The 23,641-nt window shown below is 59.9% G+C and carries 20 protein-coding genes and 1 pseudogene; 7 read left to right on the top strand and 14 right to left on the bottom strand.

The features are described from left to right. Positions 1-124: 124 nt before the first annotated feature. A pseudogene (locus AERO9A_RS22865) lies at positions 125-1,144 on the bottom strand (methyl-accepting chemotaxis protein); the annotation flags it as partial. 447 nt (positions 1,145-1,591) lie between these two features. On the opposite strand from AERO9A_RS22865, the gene AERO9A_RS14450 reads away from it, so the two are divergent. Continuing rightward, the gene (locus tag AERO9A_RS14450) at positions 1,592-2,539 is read left to right on the top strand and encodes a bile acid:sodium symporter family protein (protein ID WP_159972651.1); all 948 of its coding nucleotides are present in this window, start codon (positions 1,592-1,594) and stop codon (positions 2,537-2,539) included. A 156-nt stretch (positions 2,540-2,695) separates the two neighbouring features. On the opposite strand, the gene AERO9A_RS14445 is transcribed toward AERO9A_RS14450, so the two are convergent. From AERO9A_RS14445 to AERO9A_RS14425, 5 genes are all read right to left on the bottom strand, one after another. Further along, entirely contained in the window at positions 2,696-3,271 is a 576-nt protein-coding gene (locus tag AERO9A_RS14445) for a DoxX family protein (RefSeq protein WP_159972650.1), read from the bottom strand. Between the two features lie 302 nt (positions 3,272-3,573). Beyond that, the gene (locus tag AERO9A_RS14440; RefSeq protein ID WP_159972649.1) at positions 3,574-5,448 is read right to left on the bottom strand and encodes an MFS transporter; all 1,875 of its coding nucleotides are present in this window, start codon (positions 5,446-5,448) and stop codon (positions 3,574-3,576) included. Positions 5,449-5,594: 146 nt separating this feature from the next. Beyond that, complete coding sequence (locus AERO9A_RS14435; protein WP_159972648.1) at positions 5,595-6,056, bottom strand: RES family NAD+ phosphorylase; 462 nt, start codon at positions 6,054-6,056, stop codon at positions 5,595-5,597. Further along, entirely contained in the window at positions 6,056-6,529 is a 474-nt protein-coding gene (locus AERO9A_RS14430; protein ID WP_159974056.1) for an antitoxin Xre/MbcA/ParS toxin-binding domain-containing protein, read from the bottom strand. The genes AERO9A_RS14435 and AERO9A_RS14430 overlap by 1 nt, the downstream gene beginning before the upstream one ends. Positions 6,530-6,671: 142 nt before the next feature. Next, positions 6,672-7,553, bottom strand: a complete 882-nt coding sequence (locus AERO9A_RS14425; protein WP_159972647.1) for a pseudouridine synthase — start codon at positions 7,551-7,553, stop codon at positions 6,672-6,674. A gap of 122 nt (positions 7,554-7,675) precedes the next feature. Here AERO9A_RS14425 and AERO9A_RS14420 point away from each other — a divergent pair, with 122 nt between their 5' ends. The 3 genes from AERO9A_RS14420 (at position 7,676) to ggpS (ending at position 12,440) form a co-directional block, all read left to right on the top strand. Next, positions 7,676-8,347, top strand: coding sequence for a COG3650 family protein (locus AERO9A_RS14420; RefSeq protein ID WP_159972646.1), 672 nt, complete (start codon positions 7,676-7,678; stop codon positions 8,345-8,347). A gap of 463 nt (positions 8,348-8,810) precedes the next feature. Then, positions 8,811-10,064, top strand: coding sequence for an MFS transporter (locus tag AERO9A_RS14415; protein ID WP_159972645.1), 1,254 nt, complete (start codon positions 8,811-8,813; stop codon positions 10,062-10,064). A gap of 117 nt (positions 10,065-10,181) precedes the next feature. Continuing rightward, on the top strand, positions 10,182-12,440 hold the full coding sequence (gene ggpS / locus AERO9A_RS14410; protein ID WP_159972644.1) for a glucosylglycerol-phosphate synthase: 2,259 nt from the start codon (positions 10,182-10,184) through the stop codon (positions 12,438-12,440). A gap of 10 nt (positions 12,441-12,450) precedes the next feature. Here ggpS and AERO9A_RS14405 read toward each other — a convergent pair whose 3' ends face one another. Beyond that, positions 12,451-13,308 carry a LysR substrate-binding domain-containing protein gene (locus tag AERO9A_RS14405; RefSeq protein ID WP_159972643.1) on the bottom strand — a complete coding sequence of 286 codons (858 nt, stop codon included), beginning with the start codon at positions 13,306-13,308 and terminating at the stop codon, positions 12,451-12,453. Positions 13,309-13,449: 141 nt separating this feature from the next. Between AERO9A_RS14405 and AERO9A_RS14400 the strand changes: the two genes are divergently transcribed. Next, positions 13,450-14,292: a bifunctional allantoicase/(S)-ureidoglycine aminohydrolase gene (locus AERO9A_RS14400; protein WP_159972642.1), complete on the top strand. Its 843-nt coding sequence runs from the start codon at positions 13,450-13,452 to the stop codon at positions 14,290-14,292. Between the two features lie 151 nt (positions 14,293-14,443). Here the strand turns inward: AERO9A_RS14400 and ahpF are convergent, their stop codons facing one another. The 3 genes from ahpF to AERO9A_RS14385 all read right to left on the bottom strand — a co-directional run bounded on the left by ahpF (position 14,444) and on the right by AERO9A_RS14385 (position 17,825). Next, the gene (ahpF, locus tag AERO9A_RS14395; protein ID WP_159972641.1) at positions 14,444-16,000 is read right to left on the bottom strand and encodes an alkyl hydroperoxide reductase subunit F; all 1,557 of its coding nucleotides are present in this window, start codon (positions 15,998-16,000) and stop codon (positions 14,444-14,446) included. Positions 16,001-16,151: 151 nt separating this feature from the next. After that, complete coding sequence (ahpC, locus tag AERO9A_RS14390; RefSeq protein WP_159972640.1) at positions 16,152-16,715, bottom strand: alkyl hydroperoxide reductase subunit C; 564 nt, start codon at positions 16,713-16,715, stop codon at positions 16,152-16,154. 144 nt (positions 16,716-16,859) lie between these two features. Then, positions 16,860-17,825 carry a zinc-binding dehydrogenase gene (locus AERO9A_RS14385; protein ID WP_159972639.1) on the bottom strand — a complete coding sequence of 322 codons (966 nt, stop codon included), beginning with the start codon at positions 17,823-17,825 and terminating at the stop codon, positions 16,860-16,862. Between the two features lie 129 nt (positions 17,826-17,954). On the opposite strand from AERO9A_RS14385, the gene AERO9A_RS14380 reads away from it, so the two are divergent. Next, positions 17,955-20,033: a carboxy terminal-processing peptidase gene (locus AERO9A_RS14380; RefSeq protein WP_178111144.1), complete on the top strand. Its 2,079-nt coding sequence runs from the start codon at positions 17,955-17,957 to the stop codon at positions 20,031-20,033. Positions 20,034-20,137: 104 nt separating this feature from the next. Then, the gene (locus tag AERO9A_RS14375; protein WP_159972637.1) at positions 20,138-21,913 is read left to right on the top strand and encodes a bifunctional diguanylate cyclase/phosphodiesterase; all 1,776 of its coding nucleotides are present in this window, start codon (positions 20,138-20,140) and stop codon (positions 21,911-21,913) included. Here the strand turns inward: AERO9A_RS14375 and AERO9A_RS14370 are convergent. From AERO9A_RS14370 to AERO9A_RS14355, 4 genes are all read right to left on the bottom strand, one after another. After that, a complete protein-coding gene (locus AERO9A_RS14370; RefSeq protein ID WP_159972636.1) occupies positions 21,883-22,356 on the bottom strand; it encodes a sel1 repeat family protein in 474 nt (157 codons plus the stop codon). The genes AERO9A_RS14375 and AERO9A_RS14370 overlap by 31 nt on opposite strands. Then, positions 22,349-22,714, bottom strand: a complete 366-nt coding sequence (locus AERO9A_RS14365; protein WP_159972635.1) for a hypothetical protein — start codon at positions 22,712-22,714, stop codon at positions 22,349-22,351. The genes AERO9A_RS14370 and AERO9A_RS14365 overlap by 8 nt, the downstream gene beginning before the upstream one ends. Continuing rightward, on the bottom strand, positions 22,711-23,034 hold the full coding sequence (locus AERO9A_RS14360; RefSeq protein WP_159972634.1) for a helix-turn-helix transcriptional regulator: 324 nt from the start codon (positions 23,032-23,034) through the stop codon (positions 22,711-22,713). The genes AERO9A_RS14365 and AERO9A_RS14360 overlap by 4 nt, the downstream gene beginning before the upstream one ends. Positions 23,035-23,111: 77 nt before the next feature. Beyond that, positions 23,112-23,567: a YkvA family protein gene (locus AERO9A_RS14355; protein ID WP_159974055.1), complete on the bottom strand. Its 456-nt coding sequence runs from the start codon at positions 23,565-23,567 to the stop codon at positions 23,112-23,114. Positions 23,568-23,641: the final 74 nt, after the last annotated feature.

Raw genomic sequence — 23,641 nt, 5'->3', positions numbered from 1 at the left:
CCGCCGACAATTGCTCAGCAGCGCTGGCAATCTGGCTGACGCCGTCGCGAATACCGCCGATCAACTCGCGCAAAGCGTTACCCATACGCTGCACACCTTGCTGCAGTGCACCGATTTCATCACGTCGAGTGGTCTGCGGGATGGTCGTCAAATCGCCCCCAGCAATACGCTCCACGGTTGCCAAGGTTGTGGCCAACGGCCCAGTGATCTGACGTGTGATGACCACAGCCGAGAGCACGCCGACCACCAAGGCCAGTAAAGTGGCAACTAGCTGCACACTTTTCGCCGTCGAGCCTGCCGAATGACTTTGCTTGACGATGTTCTCAATCAGCGCATTACTCAGGCGAATGATCTCGCTGCCCTGAATATCCAACCCCTCTCGTGCCTTGATAATGGCAGTATTGGCCTGCTGGAAAGCCTGCACTGCAGTACGGCAGCCCTCGAAGGCAGTCAGGATGGTCTTGACCTGCTCGCCAGCCTGCGCGCCAAGGATGCTATCGAGCTCATCGAGAGTCTCGCGAGTACGCTGCAGTTGCCGCGTCATTGCCGCTTCGGTATCAGCATTGACATTGGCTGTGTAACCGCGCACCTCATAGCGCATCAACTGCAGCCCCTCTTTGGCATCGCGCATGGCGCGATAGCTGGGCAGCCGCTGCGGGTCATATTCAGGAATACGCAGTACCAACGCCTCGACCTGCTCTAACTGGGCGAAAGCATCACGGGCCAGGCGCCCCATGTCGCCACGCGCGGCATTGGCTTGGCGGTAAGCGGCCTGCATCGTAGTGAGCGAGCCCTGGTAGAGCTCGATCTGCACGCTCTGCTGCTCAAGTAGCTCGGTATTGATCGGGCTGGCGAAGTTCTCGCTGCTGCTTTTCTGCGCCTGCCGATATTGCTCCAGTAATTCCTGCATGTGCTTACCCGAGGCTTCGTCACCATTACTGGCAACGTAGTGCAGACGGCTGACACGCAGGTTATCGAGCATATCGTTAACCTCACTGACTTCGACAAGCCGCTCATTGCGCTCGATCAGACGGCCAATACCATTCCAGCCGGCGGCGGCCAGCACCAAAGTCAGCAGCAGGACAAAACCAAAACCTAAAGCTAGCTTGAAGGTAACACTAAGATTGCCGAGCCATTTGCTCATGTAATTCTCCATCCGGGGATCATGGTTTACGCAACCGCTGGAGAATTGTTCTTGTTACCAGCTCGGGACTGCTCGGCACTCTGAACCAAATGACGAGACCGGCGACGATATCACGGCGCCATAATAAAGTCATCCATTCAACTAGATGTCTGACAACCCAGGTGCGCCATATCATCAATGCCTGCATCTGCAACCAAAGCCAACGCACGCGTCAGAGTCGGCAGCACGTAACAGTAAACGGCGAGCAAGACAGGTATCTCGCCATGAGCGAATGCATCTTCAGGTAACACGCCTTCATTCGCTCACATGCCGCAACAATTCTCATGCAGGCAATAAATCGACCAAAAACACAACAACCTTAATCGCTTTATCTTGCCTGCCGCGCCCTAACGCGGCCCGATTTGCTAGGCTTGCCACCCTTTCCAAGACTGCCCCGGACATACCTCCATGCGTGCCCTGATCGCCTTCAGCCGCTTCGTCGGCAATACCTTCGCCCTGTGGGTCTTGCTGTTCGCCATCCTGGCCTTCATGCAACCGGCCTGGTTTCTACCTCTAACGGCCTGGATCGTGCCGCTACTCGGCCTGATCATGTTCGGCATGGGCCTGACGCTGAAAGCCGAAGACTTTCGCGACGTGGTGCGCCGCCCGATTGCGGTACTGATCGGCGTACTGGCGCAGTTCATCATCATGCCCTGCGCCGCCTGGCTACTGTGCCAGGCCTTCAGCCTACCGCCAGAAGTCGCAGTAGGTGTGATACTGGTTGGCTGCTGCCCCGGTGGCACCGCATCAAACGTCATCACCTGGTTCGCACGCGGCGATTTGGCCCTGTCGGTAGCGATCACCTCGGTAACCACCCTACTCGCACCACTGATGACACCCGCGCTGATCTGGTTGCTGGCCTCGGAATGGCTGCCGGTGTCGTTCAGCGCCATGTTCATCTCGATCCTGAAGATGGTGCTGCTGCCCATCGTGCTCGGCCTGGTCGCACAGCGCCTGCTTGGTGAGCGGGTGAAAACGGCGGTGGATGTACTGCCACTGATTTCGGTGGTGAGCATCGTCGCCATCGTCGCCGCCGTGGTCGCGGCCAGCCAGGCCAAGATCGCCGAGTCTGGCCTGTTGATCATGGCCGTGGTCGTGCTGCACAACGCTATCGGCCTGACTCTGGGTTACCTGGCCGGGCGCCTGTTCGGCATGCCCCTGGCCCAGCGCAAGACGCTCTCCATCGAAGTCGGCATGCAGAACTCTGGCCTCGGCGCAGCGTTGGCAAGCGCCCACTTCAGCCCGCTGGCGGCAGTACCGAGTGCGCTGTTCAGCGTTTGGCACAACCTTTCCGGCCCACTGCTGGCAACTGTCTATCGACGCATGGGGCGCGATAGCGCGAAAAACGAAGCCTGAGCCTGGCGCGCACATCCGCTGAACACAGGTAGGCCCCCGTGTTCAGCGGACTGCAGCCCAAGCGCGCTAACTCATACCCCTCGCCCTTCGGCTGTTACTGCCGCAGGTCATGTCACCTACCTGCGCCACGCGGCCAGCGTCGTTTACTGAAGCCCCTTAGAACTGCTTCCTGAACATACGATCTAGCGAAAAATAACCGCCACCAAACGCGGCAACCAACAGAGCCCCTGCTGCCCAAAAGATAGAAGCCAGTTCAGCTTTTAGTTGTACCGCAGCCAGAAAAGCACTACCGCCATCCGCCAAGCGCTTTATGCCATCTGGAGTGAAATACTCACTACCAGACTTGAGAGCGTCTATGCCGGCTTGGGTTAATAATGCGTCGCCATAAGGATGGGCTACATGGAACCATACGGTGATAGCCAGCATGACTGCATTGGCTAAAGCGATTGGACGAGTCAGCAAACCTATCGCAATACACACGCCACCAAAAAACTGCATGCCAGCCAGCATAGGCGACCAAAGCCAGCCGGGATAAAAACCCAAGTTTTCCACAAAGCCGACCTGAGCGAGTGGAGCGACTATTTTTGGCCAACCTTCGACAACAAGCATGCCGCCAATAATGATGCGAAATAGTGCCCAGCCAAATGGCTGAGCGAAGCCATTGTAAAAGTCACTCATAAACGGCAAATACAAGTGACTCTTTTCATTCTTAAAAACAGACAGGCTGGACATGTTTTCCTCTCGCATTCAAGGGCTTGCATGCGAACGAGAATAACCACCAGCCATTTTATGGCGCTGACCTGGATCAAACGATTGCCATTCATATAAATGCGACGGCAAAAACAGGCGTAACACCAGAGCATTGCGCGCCTGATCAATCGGCCGCCTTCGGCCTGTAGTCGAGAAATGCGCTGCAATCGAGATATCGGCATGCTGCGCCACATGAACGTGCCAGGTCTCAGAGAGGCCTGGCTTATACCTGCATCAATGCAGAGGATGGCGTGCGCAGCAAACCAAAGCCGCCCAGCTTTACCCTACAGGCGCTCGCCCCGTAACGCCGCTACACGCGCCTGCAACGCCTCACGCCCGGCCTGCTCGGGTGCCATGGGCTCACCCGCCACCAACGTCACCCGCGACCAGAAGCGCTTGAATAACCCCTTGTTCGGGGCGTAACTGAAGAAACTGCCCCACAAGCCTTGCAGCGCCAGCGGGATAACTGGCACCGGGTTCTCTTCAAGGATGCGCTCCACCCCGGACTTGAACTCGTCAATGTCACCATCACGGGTCAGCTTACCCTCGGGGAAGATGCATACCAGCTCGCCATTGCGCAGGTATTCAGCAATCTTCTTGAACGCCGCATCGTAGATCAGCAGATCCTCGTTACGCCCAGCAATCGGCACGGTCCCGGCGGTACGAAAGACGAAGTTGAGTACCGGCAGATCGTAAATCTTGTAATACATGACGAAGCGCACCGGTCGGCGAATCGCCCCGCCGATCAGCAATGCATCGACGAACGACACATGGTTGCACACCAGCACAGCCGCCCCCTGCTCGGGGATAGCATCCAGCCCCTTGTGCTCGACGCGGTACAGCGAATGTCCCAGCAGCCAGATGAGAAAGCGCATGCTGAATTCGGGGACGATCTTGAAGATGTAGCTGTTGACTGCCACGTTCATCAGCGAGGCCACCAGGAACAACTGCGGGATGCTCAGCCCGGCAACGCTAAGGAAGAGAATCGCAACGATGGCCGAGACCACCATGAACAATGCATTGAGGATGTTATTGGCGGCGATGACCCGCGCCCGTTCATGCTCGGCGGTGCGCGACTGAATCAGCGCGTACAGCGGCACGATATAAAAACCGCCGAACAGGCCAATCCCCAGAATGCAGCCAAAGATCCACCAGGCATGGCCATAACCGAGCAAATCGAGCCAGCTATAGGGCACAGCAGCCTCGGGAATACCGCCGGAACCCCACCACAGCAGAATGCCGAAGACGGTCAGGCCAATCGAGCCGAAAGGCACCAGGCCGATCTCCACCTTGTGCCCGCTCATACGCTCACAGAGCATCGAGCCCAGGCCGATGCCTAACGAGAACACGGTAAGAATCAGCGTCACTACGCTCTCATCACCGTGCAACCATTCCTTGGAATAGGCCGGAATCTGCGTCAGGTAGATCGCCCCGAGAAACCAAAACCAGGAGTTGCCTACCAGCGAACGCGATACCGCTTTGTGCTGCCCCAGGCCCAGCTTCATGGTCAACCAGGATTGGCGCAGGATGTTCCAGTCCAGCTTCAAGGCAGGCATCGCCGCTGTAGCCGAGGGAATACTGCGGCTGGCGAGATACCCCAGCACCGCCACCCCCACCACAGAAGCCGCCACGATTGAGGCATAAGCGCTGCTGGCCATCATGATGCCGGCGCCGATGGTGCCGGCGAGAATGGCCAGAAAAGTGCCCATCTCCACCAGCGCATTGCCGCCGACCAACTCCTCTGCCTGCAGGTGCTGCGGCAGAATCGAATACTTGACCGGACCGAACAAAGCCGACTGCGTGCCCATGGCGAACAACACCACCAGCATCAACTCCAGGCTGTTGAGCAGCACACCAGCAGCTCCAGCGAGCATGATGAAGATTTCCGCCAGTTTGATCCGGCGAATCAACGCATCCTTGGCAAACTTTTCGCCGAACTGACCGCCCAGTGCGGAGAACAGGAAGAACGGCAGGATGAACAGCAATGCGCAGAGATTGACCAGAAAATCACGATCAGCGTCGGTGTTGAGCTTGAACAGAATGGCGAGAATCAGCGACTGCTTGAAGATGTTGTCGTTAAAAGCGCCAAGCAATTGCGTCACGAAAAATGGCAGAAAACGCTTCTTGCCGAGCAGGGCGAACTGCGATTGTTGGGTCATCGTCCATGGTCCTCGCGGGGGTCAGTTTTTGCCCGCACAGGCATTTGACTGCAAATGCGCGCCATAAAGCCACACGCGCAACACCGTCTGACGACAGCCACGTGCGCCATAGCCAGCCCGATGTTGGCGTAGCAGTATGTCGAAAATTACGACTTGAACATGCGCGGGTCGTAGATGAAGTCGTACACCTCCACCACTTTTATCCGCTCTATCGCCGGGTGACTCGGATTCACCAACAAGTTGCGCTCCAGCGCAAGGACTGCCGAAGGCACTATCAGGCCCAGATGAGTTTTCGCCTTAAGCCACTGCGTGCCGTACTCCATGCTAGGACGGTCAGGAGGCAGACTCGACCAGCCTTGCGCAAGCTTCGTTGCATCGACCTTTAGATACAGGTCGTGATCATCAGGCAATTCAAAACAGGTGATCGTCAGTGGAAAGGTCGGCTCACCATCGGCGTGCACGAAGGTCTCCAGGCAGCAAATTGCCGGGGTCAGCCCCATGTAAACCGCCGGGACATCCTGATCGTTCCAGCGTCCGCCTTCTATCGCCGCACCACGCCCGGAAAGATCGGTCGCGCGCTTAGCCTTGGCGATTCTCCAAGCCAACATCAGGCCGCGCCGCCCCACTCCAGCGCGTGAAGCACACGACGCACCTGCTTGGCACCAATTTCCGTTTCGCACAGCATGATCGGCGCAGCACCGCCGAGCGCCTTGTTCGGCCTCGACATCCAGCTCGCCGCGGCTTCGCGATCCTCGAATACTTCTTCTGCCAGTTGAGAAACATCCGCGATACGATCCAGCCGCTCAGATGCCACAACGTCCAGCGGCTTACTCTCACGCACGCGTCGTTCGAGCGTAGAGATGGAAGCGTTGAGCAATGCAGCCACGCTGCGCTCCTGAAGATCGAACGTGACTCGAACAGCCTGGAAGAGCTTCGCCGGAACGCCTTGCCTGATCTGCAGCAGCCGCTCTGACTCGTTAAGCGCGCCACGCTGTGCGCTGAAATCCCAGAACAAGGCGGTCACAGCGCTGCGCGGGTCTTTCTTTTTGCCAGGCCGACTGATAACGGTTGGAGCGCTCATAATCACCTCAGTCAAATGACTGGATTTATTCGTCAAATGAAGTGTATGCGCTATGCCTGCACAATGGTACTGCCAGGCGACGTACGTGCATGGGCGAACCAATGCGGGCTCGCCATGTCATCACAGCCTTGGCGGCGAGCACCTACCAGAGCAGTTGCAATCGGCTCTCGAACTCGCGCTCCTGGGCGCTGAGCGGGTCGATGAAACGCAAGCCACGCGCCAGCAGTTTGAGCGGTTTGCTGTAGTCATCACGCTGCTGGCGCGCGCTGCTGAGTTGCGGGTAGAAGTCGTCACCCTGGATCGGCGCGCCCAGGCCAGCCAGATGCACGCGCAGTTGGTGCTTGCGCCCGGTGACCGGCGACAAGCCATAGCGCCATAGCTCGCCACGGCGCTCCAGCACCTCTATATGGGTCTCGCTATTGGCCTCCCCCGCCACCTCCTGCATACGGAAAAAGGGCTCGCCCTCGACCATGCGCGAACGGTGCACGTAGGGAAATTCGAGCTGCCGCAAGGCCAGAGCGATGGCCTCGTAGCGTTTGTGCACCTCACGCTGGCGGAACAGCGCCTGGTATGCACCGCGTGTACTTGGCTGAACCGAGAACAACACCAGACCAGCGGTCAGCCGGTCGATACGATGGATCGGCACCAGATCCGGGTTGCCGGTTCGCCTGACCAAGCGCGCCAATAAGGTCTGCTCGACGTATTCGCCAGCCGGCATCACCGGCAGGAAGTGCGGTTTGTCGACCACCAACAAATGCTCGTCCTGCCATAACACCTGCTCCTCGAAGGGAATCGGCGTTTCTTGCTGCACCTCGCGGAAGTAACGCACTTTGAGCCCTACACGGTAAGGATGCGTAGCTGCGATGGGCACACCCTCGGCATCCTGTACCCGCCCGCGAGCCATGCGCTCCAGCCAGGTGGCACGGTCGATTGCCGGAAAGTGATCACATAGACAGTCGAGCACCGTGGCCCACTCCCCCTGAGGCAGGTGGAGGGTGCTGGGGCGCATGGCGGAGCTGGACATGATTGGTCAACCGAAAACTGGAAAACGGCGCATTAGGCCGCAGCCTGCGCGCCTCGTCAAAGCAAACGGCTTGAGCCGCGAACGCGCTGTGGCTATGGTGGCGGCTTCCTTCGGAGGCCCTCATGTCCATCACCCGCAGCCTGTTCGCTACCCTCGCCCTGCTCCCGCTCGTCACCGCCTGCCAGGTTTACAGCGGCAAGCCCGAAGGCCCGCCTCCGGCCACACGCTTGCAAGGCGAAGTGCAAGTGCAGAACGGCGCTCTGCTGTTCACTCCCTGCCAAGAGCAGCGCCGCTTTATCCTGATCGACGACGGCGGCGGCGCAATCGAGCGCGAGGCCATAAGTTTGCTGGCAGGCGGGCACACCAACTTGTTCGCCGACGTCGCCGGACAACTAGGCGGCAGCCAAGGCCAAGGCAGCGATGGCCGTTTCGAGGTCAGCCGCCTGTATCACCTGCAACGCGAAGGCCAGGGATGCCAAGACCTCAACTTCAAGCGCATGACCTTACGCGCCAGCGGCAACGAACCGTTCTGGCAGGTAGAGGTCGGCAGCAAGGGCTTGGTGCTCAACCGCCCCGATCACGAGCCCCTGGCACTGCCTTACCTGGAAGAGCAATTGCCGGACGAGCGCATCAGTTTCAGCAGCGAGGCCAACGGCCAGCGCCTTGAGCTGTGGGTCGCACCACAACGCTGCGTTGACGACATGAGTGGCGCAATCAGCCATCTCACCGCTGAGTTGCGTCTCGATGGCAAAGTCATGCGTGGCTGCGCTCAATTTGGCGGCATGCGCAACTAACGTGGCCAACATGTTCGGCTAAATGCCGCCATGCAAAAGCGCCTACGCGCCGCAGCACTGCCGATAATGCCAGCCGCACGGACGTTGAACAGGCAACTCGCCGAGGCAACCCTGCGGCGCGCTGGTCAATCCCCAACATAAGGCGCAGTGCCCCTCCAACCGCAGGTGTTCAGCACTGCGCGGCAGCCCCAAAGCAGCCATCAATACAGCGTCGCAAACCGCCAGAATGCCTACCGCCAACATGCAGTTACCCGCATAAACAGCACTCGACAGGCAAACATCGAGAGAGCAAAAAAGGTGCCTGGGCGCTCAAGCATGGGGCAGCCATAACGCCCGCAAAACCAACACGACCGTTCGTCAGTATTTTTTATACTTTAATATCAATGACTTAAAGCAACCGACCTGCATGCTATGGCCTGTTTCATGCTTGCCATCATCGGCATAGTTCCCTAGGGTAGTTTGCATGCGGTCTCTCATTGCCCCCATCAGCTCACTGCTGAGCGGCGTGGCTCTGCTCCTGCTCGGCAATGGTCTGCTCAATACTCTACTAACCCTGCGTGGTGTTGCCGAAGGCTACTCCACAACGATGCTCGGTCTGATCATGTCCGGGTACTTCGTCGGGTTCCTTCTCGGCACTTGGCTGGCAACTCCGCTGGTTCGGCGCATCGGGCACATTCGTGCGTTCGCCTGCTGCGCAGCGCTGGCCGCCATTGCCGCCCTGCTCCATCTGCTGCTGATCAATCCGTGGGTCTGGCTGCTGCTGCGCGTGCTCTATGGGCTCGCGTTGGTGACCCTGTATATGGTCATCGAGAGCTGGCTCAACGCCCAGGCCGCGAATGAAAAACGCGGCCAGGTGTTCGCTATCTATATGGCGGTCAACCTCGGCGCACTGGCACTGGCTCAACAGTTACTGCACCTGGCTGATCCGGTGCAATTCACTCTGTTCGCCGTTGCCGCCATCCTTATCAGTGCGGCGCTGATGCCCATTACCCTGACCCGCCAGGCACAACCTGGCCTGCCGGAAACGCCGCCAAACAACCTGCGCCAACTGTGGGGCATCGCCCCACTGGCAATAGTCGCGGCGGGCTTGTCCGGCCTGGCGCTCGGCGCCTTCTGGGGCATGGCGCCGGTGTATGCCAGCTTGTCGGGCTTCGACACATCGGGCGTCGGCTTGTTGATGACCGCCACCATTCTGGGCGGAGCGCTGCTGCAATGGCCAATCGGCATCTATTCCGATCGTCACGATCGGCGCCAGGTGCTGCTCTGGGTTGTGGTGCTGGCAGTGGTCCTGGCACTGATCATGAGTCTGCTGCCAGCAGGCCCGCTGCTGCTCGGCGCCATCTTCATCTGGGGTGGTCTGGCCTTTGCCATCTACCCCATCGCCGTAGCACAACTGATCGACCAGTTACACAGTGACGAAATCCTTTCCGGCTCCGCCAGCCTGCTGATGGTCAATGGCATCGGCTCGGTCTGCGGACCGTTGCTGGCCGGTGTGCTGATGGAACAACTCGGCGCAGCGGCATTGCCGCTGTATTTCGCTAGTACGCTGGGCCTGCTGGCCGCTTATGCCGTCTATCGGCTGCGCCATGTCAGCGATCTGGTCAGCGGCGACGCCGCGCACTTCGTGCCCATGCTGCGCACCAGCCCCACAGTGCTGGAGCTGATGCCCGATGCACCTCACGAGCCACTGGAGGATGCCCCGAACCCTGCGTCCTGAAGACGTAACCCGGCTGTTTCGGCAAGGCCTCGAGCCTTCCCCAAGCAGCCAGAACCCTGGCCTGTCGGCCGCTCGCATCTGCGCCGAGCCGAACCGGTCACTTCTGGAGAAACAACGATGCTATTAGCTACCGATCTGGATGGAACCTTTCTCGCTGGCGACCCCGAAGATCGCCTGAGCCTCTATCAAACCATCGCCGCTCACCCTGAGATCAAACTGGCCTACGTCACCGGGCGCAGCCTGGAAGCCGTGCTGCCACTGCTGGCCGACCCGACGCTGCCGCAACCGGACTACATCATCGCCGACGTTGGCGCGACCTTGGTGCATGGCGACAGCCTGCAACCCATCCAGTCCCTGCAAAGCATGGTCGATGCCCGCTGGCCCGGCGAAAGCCAGGTGGCCAGTGCTATCGAGCCGTTCGGCCTGGAGCGCCAGGACGTACCGCAGGCGCGCCGCTGTTCCTACTTCTGCACGCCCGAGCAAGCGGCCAATCCGGCACTGCGCGAAATCGCCGATGAGCTGGGCTGTGACCTGCTGTACTCAGCCGGGCTGTACCTGGACTTCCTGCCCAAAGGCGTGAACAAGGGCAGCAGCCTGCAAGCCCTGGCCGACTGGCTGGAGCTGAGCCACGATCAGGTACTGGCCGCTGGCGATACGCTCAATGACCTGTCGATGCTCAGCGCCAGCTTCCATGGTGTGTGCGTCGGTCAATCGGAGAGTGCTCTGCTGGAAGCCACGCGCAGTCACTCGCGCACCCTGCACGCCAATCGTCCGGGCTGCGGCGGCATTCTCGAAGCCTTCGCCCATTTCGGTTTTCTGGGTAAGCACGGCATCGCTGCCGAGCGCCGCCAAGCCGCGCAACCGGGTAAGGCCGAACTGGTGATGGTCTATCATCGCCTGCCATACGAGGAATACCGCAATGATGCAGGCAAACTGCAGCGTCGCCGCCCCACCTCGCCCAACGGCATCATCCCCACTCTGCTGAGCTTCTTTGGCGATGGCCGCCCTGGCTCCTGGGTCGCCTGGGCCGTGCACGAAGACGGCGACGAGCCTTTCGACAGCCACACAACAGTGGATGCCGAGCGCTACCCCAAGCTCACCGCCGCGCGGGTCAAACTGAGCAAGGATGAAGTGGACGTGTTCTACAAGCGCTTCTCCAAGGAAGCCTTCTGGCCCACGCTGCACACCTTCTGGGAACGCGCCACCTTCAACGAGGACGACTGGCAGGTGTTCTGCAAGGTCAACCGCGCCTTCGCCGAACGCACCGCGCTGGAGGCCGCCGAGGGCGCCATCGTCTGGCTGCACGACTACAACCTGTGGATGGTGCCGGCCTATCTGCGCGAGCTGCGCCCGGATCTGCGTATCGCCTTCTTCCACCACACCTACTTCCCCTCGGCAGATGTGTTCAACGTGTTGCCGTGGCGGCGGCAGATCGTCGGCAGCCTGCTGCAGTGCGACTACATCGGTTTCCATATCCCGCGCCAAGTGGAGAATTTCGTCGACGTCGCTCGCGGCGTGTTCCCGCTCAAGACGCCGGAGCGACAGAGCTGCGCCCCTCGCTTTATCACCTACGGCTGTGCGGTGGGTCTGGAGCGCATGACCACCGCGCTGGATACCGGCACCCGCCAAGTCAAGCTTGGCGCGCACCCGGTCGGGCTGGACATCGACCGCGTGCGCAGCGCGCTGGAAGCCCCGAAGATCAAGGAACTGATGGCGCAACTGCGCGAAGAGATGAAAGGCGTGAAGCTGATTCTCTCGGTGGAGCGCCTCGACTACACCAAAGGCATTCTGGAAAAACTCAACGCCTATGAGCGTCTGCTCGCCGACAACCCCGAGTTACTCGGCAAAGTCACCCTGGTCACCGTCTGCGTGCCGGCCGCGCGTGAGATGACCATTTACGACGAGCTGCAGACGCAGATTGAACAAGCCGTCGGGCGCATCAACGGACGCTTCGCCCGCATCGGCTGGACGCCTTTGCAATTCTTCTTCCGCAGCCTGCCCTTCGAGGAAGTCAGCGCCTGGTACGCCATGGCCGATGTCATGTGGATCACCCCGCTGCGTGACGGCCTCAACTTGGTGGCCAAAGAGTTCGTCGCCGCTCAAGGGCTGCTTGGCGGGCGCGGCGTGCTGGTGCTATCAGAATTTGCCGGCGCAGCCGCCGAACTCAAAGGCGCGCTGCTGACCAATCCGCATGACCCGGCTGACTTGGTGCACACCTGCTATCTGGCACTGAACCTGCCCAAGAGCGAAGCCCAGGCACGCCTGCGCGAGCTGTTCGATATTGTCAGCTACAACGACATCCGCCGCTGGGGCGAGGACTTCCTCGCAGGCGTGGCGCTGCCACAAGAGAGCCAGCCGCTGACGCTGGCCAGTTGAGCCAGTTGCGCTAACCGCGCTGCATGATGCCTTCGCAGGCCTGAATCAGCGCAGCAGCTAGCTCCCTTGCATGCCCCGGCAACTGCGCTCGGGCATGCAGGGCGACCTCTACCGCCGCCACTGGCGGAAAACCTTCAGCCTCGGTCAGTTCGCAGTGCTCAGAAGTAATCAGCCGCCGCGGCAAGAGTGTTAAACCCAGGCCGCCCTCGGCAGCCGCGCTGACGCCCGGCAAGCTGCTGCTGACGTAGGCGATACGCCAGGCCTTACCCATGGTATCCAACGCATGGGTCATCTCCAGACGATACAAGCCATTGGGCGGAAATACCGCCAACGGTATTGGCTCACGCGCGCGCACCGGCCTGGCACGACTATCCAGCCATGCCAGCGGCTCAGCCCAACTGGCCACCCCCTTGGCACTGCCTGCGCGCTGCTTGATCAGCGCCAGATCCAGTTCTCCTGCGTTGAAGGCGCGCCACACGTCATGGCTCAGGCCGCTGGTGATTTCCAGACGGATACCTCGGTGCCTGTCGGCAAAATCCGCCAGATACGGGGTCAGGCTGTTAGCAGCGAAGTCATCCGGCACACCGAGGCGAATTTCGCCGTCCTCGGCACTGCGTCCCAGCGCCAACTGCGCCTCATCCATTAGCGCGACGATGCGCTGGGCATAGCCGAGCAAGCGCTCGCCCTCGGTGGTGGTAACCACGTAGCGCCCGCTACGATCAAGCAATTGCACACCCAACTGCTCTTCCAAGCGACGAATCTGCTGGCTGACGGTGGACTGGGTCAGGTGCAGGCTGGCAGCAGCACGGGTAAAGCCGCCGGTCTGCACCACGGCGAGAAAACTGCGCAGAAGAACCGGATCGAGCACGGCACCACCCCATCATGAAAGCCACTGGTAGGCATTCTACTATTTAATTTCAGAATCCAGCGGCCGCTTGCTTATAGTGCCTGCACGTCTTTTCCACGCCGGGCGATCGCCCGACGCTTCACCATCGCCGAGGCTTTCTCGATGAGTAAAACACCCTACTACTACGCCCCGCATGGCGGCCACCCTGGTCAGGAGCAATTGCTGACCGACCGCGCCATGTTCACCGAGGCCTATGCCGTGATTCCCAAAGGCGTGATGCGTGACATCGTCACCAGCCACCTGCCGTTCTGGGACAACATGCGTATGTGGGTCATCGCCCGCCCGCTGACCGGCTTCGCCGAAACCTTCTCGCAATACATCGTCGAAGTCGCCCCCAACGGCGGCAGCGACAAGCCGGAGCTGGATCCGAGCGCCGAAGGCGTGATCTTCGTCGTCGAAGGCACTTGCGAGCTGACCCTGAACGGCACGCAGCACGCCCTGCGCCCAGGCAGCTATGCCTTCATCCCGCCGCAGAGCGACTGGTCGCTGCGCAACAAGAGCAGCGAAGCGGTGCGCTTCCACTGGCTGCGCAAGGCCTACCAGGCCGTTGACGGCGTGCCCTATCCGGAAGCCTTCGTCACCCATGAGCAGGACATCGAGCCCATCGTCATGCCGGGCACCGAAGGCCGCTGGAGCACCACACGCTTCGTCGACATCAGCGACATGCGCCATGACATGCACGTCAACATCGTCAACTTCGAGCCGGGCGGCGTGATCCCCTTCGCCGAAACCCACGTCATGGAACACGGCCTGTACGTGCTAGAAGGCAAGGCGGTGTATCGCCTGAATCAGGACTGGGTCGAGGTGGAAGCCGGGGACTTCATGTGGCTGCGCGCCTTCTGCCCGCAGGCCTGCTACGCCGGCGGCCCAGGTCGCTTCCGCTACCTGCTGTATAAGGATGTGAACCGCCAAATGCCGCTGACCCTGGGCGGTCTGAAACGCTGAATGATCACGTGCCCGTAGGAGCGGCTTCAGCCGCGAAGCTGTCGCCGCTACGACTGCATGGAAGCAGGATGCCCGAGCCGAAAGCACCTCCCACAGATACACCAACGACAAAGGCCACCCGAAGGTGGCCTTTGTCGTTCTAGCACACTGATCAGCTATGGCGGATCAAGTGGTCGAAAGCGGACAGCGAAGCCTTAGCACCTTCGCCGACGGCGATAACGATTTGCTTGTACGGCACGGTGGTCACGTCACCGGCGGCGAACACACCTGGAATGTTGGTCGCTCCCTTGGCATCGACGATGATCTCGCCGAACCGATTGAGCTCCAGAGTTCCCTTGAGCCAGTCGCTATTAGGCAGTAGACCGATCTGCACGAAGATGCCTTCCAGCTCGACGGTGTGCAGCTCCTCAGTGGTGCGATCCTTGTAGACCAGGCCATTGACCTTCTGCCCATCGCCTTTGACCTCGGTGGTCTGCGCACTCTTGATCACCGTGACGTTCGGCAGGCTGTAGAGTTTCTTCTGCAGCACGGCGTCAGCTCGCAAGGTATCGGCGAACTCCAGCAGAGTCACGTGGGCGACGATACCCGCCAGGTCGATGGCAGCCTCGACACCGGAGTTACCGCCGCCAATCACCGCCACGCGCTTACCCTTGAACAGCGGGCCGTCGCAGTGCGGGCAGAAGCACACGCCCTTGGCCTTGTACTCCTGCTCACCGGGTACACCCATCTCACGCCAGCGCGCGCCGGTGGAGAGAATCACTGTTTTGGCCTTGAGCGAAGCGCCGTTCTCGAACTTCACTTCATGCAGACCGCCTTCGCTGCTGGCCGGAACCAGGGCAGAGGCAAGCTGCAAATTCATCACGTCGACTTCGTATTCCTTGACGTGTTCTTCCAGAGCGCGCACTAGTTTCGGGCCTTCGGTTTCCTTCACCGAAATGAAGTTTTCGATAGCCATGGTATCGAGCACCTGACCGCCGAAACGCTCGGCGGCAATCGCGGTGCGGATGCCTTTACGGGCGGCATAGATGGCCGCCGAGGCGCCAGCCGGGCCACCGCCGACCACGAGCACGTCGAAGGCTTCCTTGGCGGTCATTTTCTCGGCATCGCGACTGGAGGCGCCGGTATCGATCTTGGCGAGGATCTGCTTCACGTCCATGCGACCAGAGGCGAACACTTCACCGTTCAGATAGATGCTCGGCACGGCCATGATCTGGCGACGCTCGACTTCTTCCTGGAACAGCGCGCCGTCGATGGAGACGTTGCGGATGTTGGGGTTGAGCACCGCCATCAGGTTCAATGCCTGCACCACATCCGGGCAGTTCTGGCAGCTCAGCGAGAAATAGGTCTCGAACTCGAACTTGCCTTCGATGCCCTTGATCTGTTCGATGGTCTCGGCGTCGAGCTTGGACGGGTGGCCGCCTACCTGCAGCAGCGCCAGCACCAGCGAGGTGAACTCGTGGCCCATGGGAATACCGGCGAAGGCGACGCCAGTATTTTCTCCCGGACGGTTCAAAGCGAACGAAGGACGACGGGCATCGCTACCATCGGTATTCAGAGTGATCTTGTCGGTCAGGCTGACAATGTCGTTCAGCAAGCCAAGCAGTTCCTGGGATTTCGCGCTGTCATCGAGGGACGCGACGATCTCGAACGGCTGGGTGACCTTTTCCAGATAGGCCTTCAACTGGGCTTTAAGATTGGCGTCCAACATGATGGAAAGTCCTCAGAAACATAAAATTCGGGCAATAAAATGCCCGGACGGATCGCGCCCGGGCATCGGGCACCACAAGGGCTGGTAAAAGCCCAAACAGCGCACAATCGTGCCTCCCCGGCTGAAAGGCCGGGAAGGGCATTGGCAGATATTAGATCTTGCCAACCAGATCCAGCGAAGGAGCCAGAGTGGCTTCGCCTTCTTTCCACTTGGCCGGGCAAACTTCGCCTGGGTGAGCGGCGGTGTACTGGGCAGCTTTCAGCTTGCGCAGGGTCTCGCCAACGTCACGAGCGATTTCGTTGGAGTGAATTTCCAGAGTCTTGATCACGCCTTCCGGGTTGATCACGAAGGTGCCACGCAGGGCCAGACCTTCTTCAGCGATGTGCACGCCGAACGCGTTGGTCAGTTGGTGAGTCGGGTCACCGATCAGCGGGAACTGAGCCTTGCCGACGGCTGGGGAAGTTTCGTGCCAGACCTTGTGCGAGAAGTGGGTGTCGGTGGTCACGATGTAGACCTCGGCACCAGCCTTCTGGAACTCGGCGTAGTTGTTGGCGGCGTCTTCGATTTCGGTCGGGCAGTTGAAGGTGAAAGCAGCCGGCATGAAGATCAGCACGGACCACTTGCCCTTCAGGCTTTCCTCGGTCAGCTCGACGAACTCGCCAGCATGGAAAGCGTTGACCTTGAACGGTTGCACTTGGGTATTGATGAGGGACATCTCTGAACTCCTTAACTGAGTTTTTACTGAGGGTTAAAAGCTTCGATGGGGCGTATATTAGCCTCCTATCGAAAAAAAGCTTATTGATTGCGCCCATGATAACGATTGAATGTGGCAATCAGTGCGGCCCATCATCGAAACGCTCTATTCAGCCAGTTGGGGTTCGATCAGCAGCACCACCTTGCCGGACACCTGATTACTGGCCAGCGCCTCGAAAGCGGCCTCAAAATCTTTGAGTGCGAAGGTACGCTCGAGTTGCGGTTTGACGCGCCCTTCACCGAACAACGGCCAAACCTGCTGCTGCAGATCCCGCAGCAGCTCACCCTTGAAGCGATCATCACGATTGCGCAAGGTCGAGCCAATCAGTTGAATACGCTTGCCCAGCACCTTGGCCAAATCGATCGAAGCCTCTCGCCCGCCCATTAGACCAATGTTGATCCAGCGCCCATCCTGGGCAAGCAGGTCGAGATTGAGCGCTGCGTAATTGCCGCCAACCGGGTCGAGAATCACATCGAATGGGCCGAAATCACGCAGCCCCTCCAAATCCTCCCCACGCAAAACGCCACCTTGCGCGCCCAGCGCCTCACAGTAGGCCAGCCGATCCGCCGAGCCGACACTGACCCAGCAGGGGCTGCCAAAAGCCTTGCATAGCTGTATGGCAGCGGAACCAACGCCACTGGCGCCTGCATGCAGTAGCACTTTCTCACCCGGTTTGAGGCCCGCGAGCTGGAACAGGTTGAGCCAGGCCGTGGCGTACACCTCCGGCAACGCAGCGGCCTGCGCCAAACTCAAACCATCAGGCACAGGCAGAGCATGCCGGGCATCGACCACCACCTCCTCGGCCATACCTCCGCCAGCCAGCAGACAACACACACGATCGCCCACCACCCAAGAGCTGCCAGCGCCCACTTGCGTCACCACGCCCGCGCACTCCAGACCAAGCGCCTGACTGGCGCCTGGCGGCGGCGGATAAAGCCCGGCACGCTGCAAAAGATCGGCACGGTTAAGCCCGGCGGCGGCGACCTTTACTCGAATCTGGCCTACATCGCAGGTCTGGCTCGGTTGTTCCAGCCACTCTATGCGCCCTTCGACGCCTTGCAATGCCTTCATGCTGCCTCCATAGTGCAAGTGAACCGAGCCCAGCGGCTGACCGCCGGGCTTCTGCCCAGCGCCAACGGAACCTGGCGCCCTCAAATACGGCCTAATATGCGTTATCACCTGCCAGTACGTCGAATCAGCATGAAGCGCTCTCTCGCAAGCACCGCCCTCGCCCTCGCCCTTGGTTTCAGCGCCTTACCGCTGGCGGCCAAGACCACTAGCGCCGACTGGCAATACCTGCAACCGGATCGCGAGCAGGTGATCGCCAGCCTCAACGTAGTGGAACTTCTACGTCGTCACCACTACAACAAGCCGCCGCTGAACGACGAACGCTCGATCCAGGTCTATGACAACTATCTGAAGATGCTCGATCCGACGCGCAGCTACTTCACTGCTGCCGATATCGCCGAGTTCAATCAGTGGCGCAGCAAGTTCGACGATCTGCTGAAAACCGGCGATCTTGAACCCGGCTTCGCTATCTATCGGCGCCATCTGACCCGCCTCAAGGAGCGCCTGGACTATGCCCTGAGCATGCTCGACAAGGGTGTAGACAAGATCGACTTCAGCGTCGACGAGAGCCTGCAAGTCGACCGTGAAAAAGCCCCCTGGGCCAAGGATAGTGCCGAGCTCGACGAACTCTGGCGCAAGCGCGTGAAAGACGAGGTGCTGCGCCTGAAGATCGCCGGCAAGGACACCAAGGCCATCCAGGAACTGCTCACCAAGCGTTACAAGAACCAGCTCTCGCGTCTGCAGCAGACGCGTGGCGAAGACGTGTTCCAGGCTTATATCAACGCCTTTGCCACCACCTACGATCCACACACCACCTATTTGTCGCCGGACAACGCAGAAAACTTCGACATTAACATGAGCCTGTCGCTCGAAGGCATTGGTGCGGTCCTGCAGAACGACAGCGAATACGTCAAGGTCGTGCGCCTGGTGCCGGCCGGCCCGGCGGAGAAAAGCAAGCAGATCGCCCCGGCCGACAAGATCATCGGTGTCGCGCAAGGCAACGATGAAATGGTCGACGTGATCGGTTGGCGCCTGGACGAAGTGGTCAAGCTGATCCGTGGCCCGAAAGGCTCCACCGTGCGCCTGGAAGTGATCCCGGCGAGCAATCCTCCGAGCGACCAGACCAGCAAGGTAGTTACCATCACCCGCGAGGCGGTCAAGCTTGAAGAGCAAGCCGCACAGAAGAAAGTGTTGCATCTGAATCAGGACGGCCGCGACTACAAGCTGGGCGTGATCGAACTGCCGGCCTTCTACCTCGATTTCAAGGCCTTCCGCGCTGGCGACCCCGACTACAAGAGCACCACCCGTGACGTGAAGCGCCTGATCGACGAACTGCAGAGTGAGAAGGTCGACGGTCTGGTCATCGACCTGCGTAACAACGGCGGCGGATCGTTGCAGGAAGCCACCGAACTGACCAGCCTGTTTATCGATCAGGGCCCAACCGTGCTAGTGCGCAACTCCGACGGTCGCGTCGATGTGCTCGCCGATGAGAACAAGGGGGCTTACTACAAAGGCCCACTGGCCGTACTGGTCAACCGCCTTTCCGCCTCTGCCTCGGAGATTTTCGCTGGCGCTATGCAGGACTATCACCGCGCGCTGATTCTCGGCGGGCAGACCTTCGGCAAGGGCACCGTACAAACCATCCAGCCGCTCAACCATGGCGAGCTGAAACTGACCCTGGCCAAGTTCTACCGGGTTTCCGGGCAGAGCACCCAACATCAGGGCGTACTGCCGGACATCGCCTACCCTGACGTAATGAACACCAAGGACATCGGCGAGAGCGCCCTACCGGCAGCCATGCCTTGGGACAGTATCCGCCCGGCCATTAAACCGGAACTGGATCCGATCAAACCCTTCCTCAAGCAGTTGCAGAGCAAGCACGATCAGCGTACCGCACATGATCCAGATTTCCTCTTCACTCGCGCCAGCATCGACTTGTCGAAGCAACTGATGGCCGAAACCACCGTCAGCCTCAACGAGACCAAGCGCCGCGCGCAACAGGCAGATATCGAGGCCAAGCAGCTCAAGCTGGAAAATGACCGACGCCAAGCCAAAGGCGAGGAGCCGCTCAAGGAATTGGCCAAGGAAGACGAAGACGCCCTACCCGCCGAAGATGACAAGAGTAAGCCTGAAGACGACGCCTATCTGACCGAGTCCGGGCACATTCTCATCGACTACCTGGGGCTGAACCCATCTCTCGCGCTGCATTGAGCGAGCACGAGATAAGGCGTCATCAAAACGTCATCATACTGTCGTGAAATGCAAAGGGCCGTTCTCATATCGGCCCTTTCGTTTACTGGCATAACGAGACCAACATGACCGTCACCGAGCAGTTGAGCGCACTGGGGGCCATCCTCGCTCACGGCGACCTAAGCAGCCTATTCCAGCCCATCATATCCCTGTCCGAGCAGCGCATTCTGGGCTACGAAGCCCTGACCCGCGGCCCGTCCAACAGCGCCCTACACTCCCCACTCACACTGTTTGCCGTTGCACGCCATGCGGGGCGTCTCAGCGATCTGGAAGTGCTCTGCCGCAAGAGCGCCTGCAAGCGTTTCAGCAATCTGGGGCTCGAAGGCAAACTGTTTCTCAACGTCTCCCCTGAATCCTTGCTTGAAGCCAATCATCAACCGGGACGCACACTGCAATTGCTGCAAGCCTTCGGTATTCCACCCAGCCAGGTGGTGATTGAGCTGACCGAGCAATCGCCAACCGAAGACTTCGGCTTGCTCGACAACGCCCTGCATCACTACCGCGCCATGGGCTTTTCTATCGCCCTGGACGACCTGGGCGCGGGCTATTCCAGCCTGCGTCTGTGGTCGGAGCTACGCCCGGACTATGTGAAGATCGACCGCCACTTCATTGATGGCATTCACCAGGACGCGGTCAAGCGTGAGTTTGTCGGCTCCATCCTGAAAATGGCCAAGGCCTCCCGCGCACAGGTCATCGCCGAAGGTATCGAGCTAGCGGAAGAACTGACCGTATTGGCCGAGATGGGTGTGGACTTGGTGCAGGGCTACCTGATTGGCCGCCCGCAGGAAAAGCCACCCCGCGACATCCAGCAGATCCTGCCAGCGATGCTGAACAGCCAGGAGGCGTTAGGCGAAGAGAGCCACGATCTCGGCGCTCTGCTCAACGAACTGCCCGCCGTTGATCAGAAGACCGCCATCGCGGAAGTACTCGATGTATTCCGCGCCCAACCCAGCCTTAATTCACTGGCAGTGCTCAACAACGAACAGCAGCCAGTAGGTATCGTTCATCGCCACTCGCTATCGGAAGCCCTGCTAAAACCATTTGCGACCGACCTTTTCGCGCGCAAACCGATCAGCCGCCTGATGAGTGAAGACTTTCTTGCCGTCGAGCTGTCGCAGTCACTACAGAAAGTCAGCCGCCTGCTAACCAGCCGCGCACGGCAACGCATCGAAGAAGATTTCATCATCATCCAGCAAGGCCGTTACCGCGGGCTGGGTCGGGTGATCGACGTCCTCAAGCTAATCACCGAACAGAAACTGCAGCAGGCCCGCCATGCCAACCCGCTGACGCTGCTACCGGGCAACGTACCGATCCAGCAATGCCTGACCCGCTTGCTGCAGCAGAAGCGCCAAGCAGCGGTTTGCTATGTCGACATCGACAGCTTCAAACCCTTCAATGACCTCTATGGTTACGCCAAGGGCGATGAAGTGCTGCTGTGCCTGGCGCAATGTCTGAACGAGCGAGTAGACCCCACACGGGACTTCGTCGGCCATATCGGCGGCGATGACTTCATGCTGGTGTTAGGCAGCGATGACTGGCGACAAAAACTCAACCACCTGCTGGAGGATTTCCAAAACCAGTGCAGGCGTTTCTACCGTGAAGAGCATCTACAAGCAGGCTGCTTCATTGCCCACAATCGCCAGGGGCTGCGCCAGGAATACCCGTTGCTTTCGCTCTCGATCGGCGTAGTGAACCTGCTGAAAGAAGACTGCAGCGACCTCGACGCGGCCCAACTGGCCGAACGCGCTTCCGACGCCAAGCGCGCCGCAAAGGCCATACCGGGCTATAGCGTGCACATTATCGACGCGACTCAGCGCACCTGCGCCTCCAACTCAGCATAACGGGCGGCCCGCTGCGCATCGACCTGAAGACCAGCAGCTCCTTGCAGATATAGCTGAGCTAGATGCCGGGCAGCCAAAGGGTGCCCGGCCTGCAGTGCCAACTCCAGCCAACGCCCAGCTTCCTGAGCATCCGGTGCCTGCCGGGTGTCACCCTTGAGCGCTCGCAACCCCAACTGATAAGCCGCCTTGCCATCGCCACTCTGGGCCGCCAAACGCAGCAAGCGTAAGCCCTCTTCACACGCGCCAAGTCCCTGGCCACGGAACAACAGAATATGGCCATAAAAACTCTGCGCTGCGACATCCCCCAGATTGGCCATACGCCCGTACTGCCCTTGCATCCACAGCCATATACGCGGCTGGCGCATGATCGCGGGGTAATGGAACAGACGCCTAGCCAGCCAATACCCCAAGCGCGCACGTATGCTCCAGAGCAACCTAGACATCGTCGGGATAATCACACTCGAAAACGCGCGCCACTTCCGCCGCATGCCAAGACGCAGCAGCGATACCATCGGAAGCACCAGAGAAACGCCCCAAACGGGTAATACAATCGAAGAATCCAGTACGCGGCAAACGACTGGCGCCCTGACTGACCACCAGCGCACTGCGCAAAGGACGCTCGGCACGCGCATCCAGCGCAGCCAGATGCTCAAGGGCTGCGGTCAGGGTCTGCATGGCTGGGCTTGGCAGCATCAAGCGCTCGATCAATGCGCGATAAGTCAATAAATGGTGCTGACGGCGCGCATCATCCAACTCGGCGAGCAACGCCTGCCAGTGGTGGCGGCTGATCCGCACACTCAAGACCACCCCTCCTGGCCAAGCTGCCAGGCCAATGAACGCTGGATAGCCGCATCGGGCACCCGCTCACCGCTCTCGATCATCGCCAAATAATGGGGGCTGATACCAACGCTACGCGCCAACGCCTCGGCGGCGATGCCCTTGGCCTCACGCAGACGCTGCAACTCAGAAAATGCTGGGCGCACCGAGCCAGAAGGCTCCGCAGCCGCCGGTTGAGCCTGCGGAGCAACCTGCCCTGCGGCCTGCAACAAAGCCTGGTACTGCGCCCAGGGCAGCACCGCATATTCCGGCTCACCGTCACGGGCAATGATTTGCACTGTCATCGATATCTCCACGGGAACAACAGAGCCGACACCCGGCTCTTTCCTTGACAGGCGGCCATGTTAACAGGCGTCTGACATCAGATGTTCGCCCGCGGCGATACAGGGCTGGCCTGATCATCCGTCGGCAGATACTCAATCACCGCAAGACGTTGCGGGCTCTGTTGCTCACGCCATGTACGAAACGCCTGGAGCTCGGCTTTCCAAGTGCTCAAGACCCAAGCCAGCACAGCAAGGTCATCAACAAACCCTAAGCCAACCAGCCAATCCGGTATCGCGTCGAGCGGCGTAAGAAAGTACAGCAATGCCGCAACGACCATCAGCAGCGCCTGCTTGCTGACCTGCCGATACTCACCCTTGAGCCAAGCCATACAGAGTGCTCGCAACAAGTCGAGGTCATCCTTGAACGCGGCAAATCGCGCACCTGGCGGCGTTTTCTTATCGGCTACCGCGCGCAGCAACTCAGGGAGGCGGCCATCACGCAAAAAGCGCGCAGCCTGAGGGAGGTAACGTGCCAGTTTCCAGGGAGTTTTCATCACATCTCCTTGGCAGCCCAGTTGCTGCCTGGGATTGACCCGCTTATCCACCGAAGCTGTGGATAAACCTGTGC

This window comes from Pseudomonas sp. 8Z (assembly GCF_902506535.1).
In the GTDB taxonomy this organism is placed as follows: Bacteria; Pseudomonadota; Gammaproteobacteria; order Pseudomonadales; family Pseudomonadaceae; genus Aquipseudomonas.
This window is presented reverse-complemented; position numbering and strand designations above follow the sequence as displayed.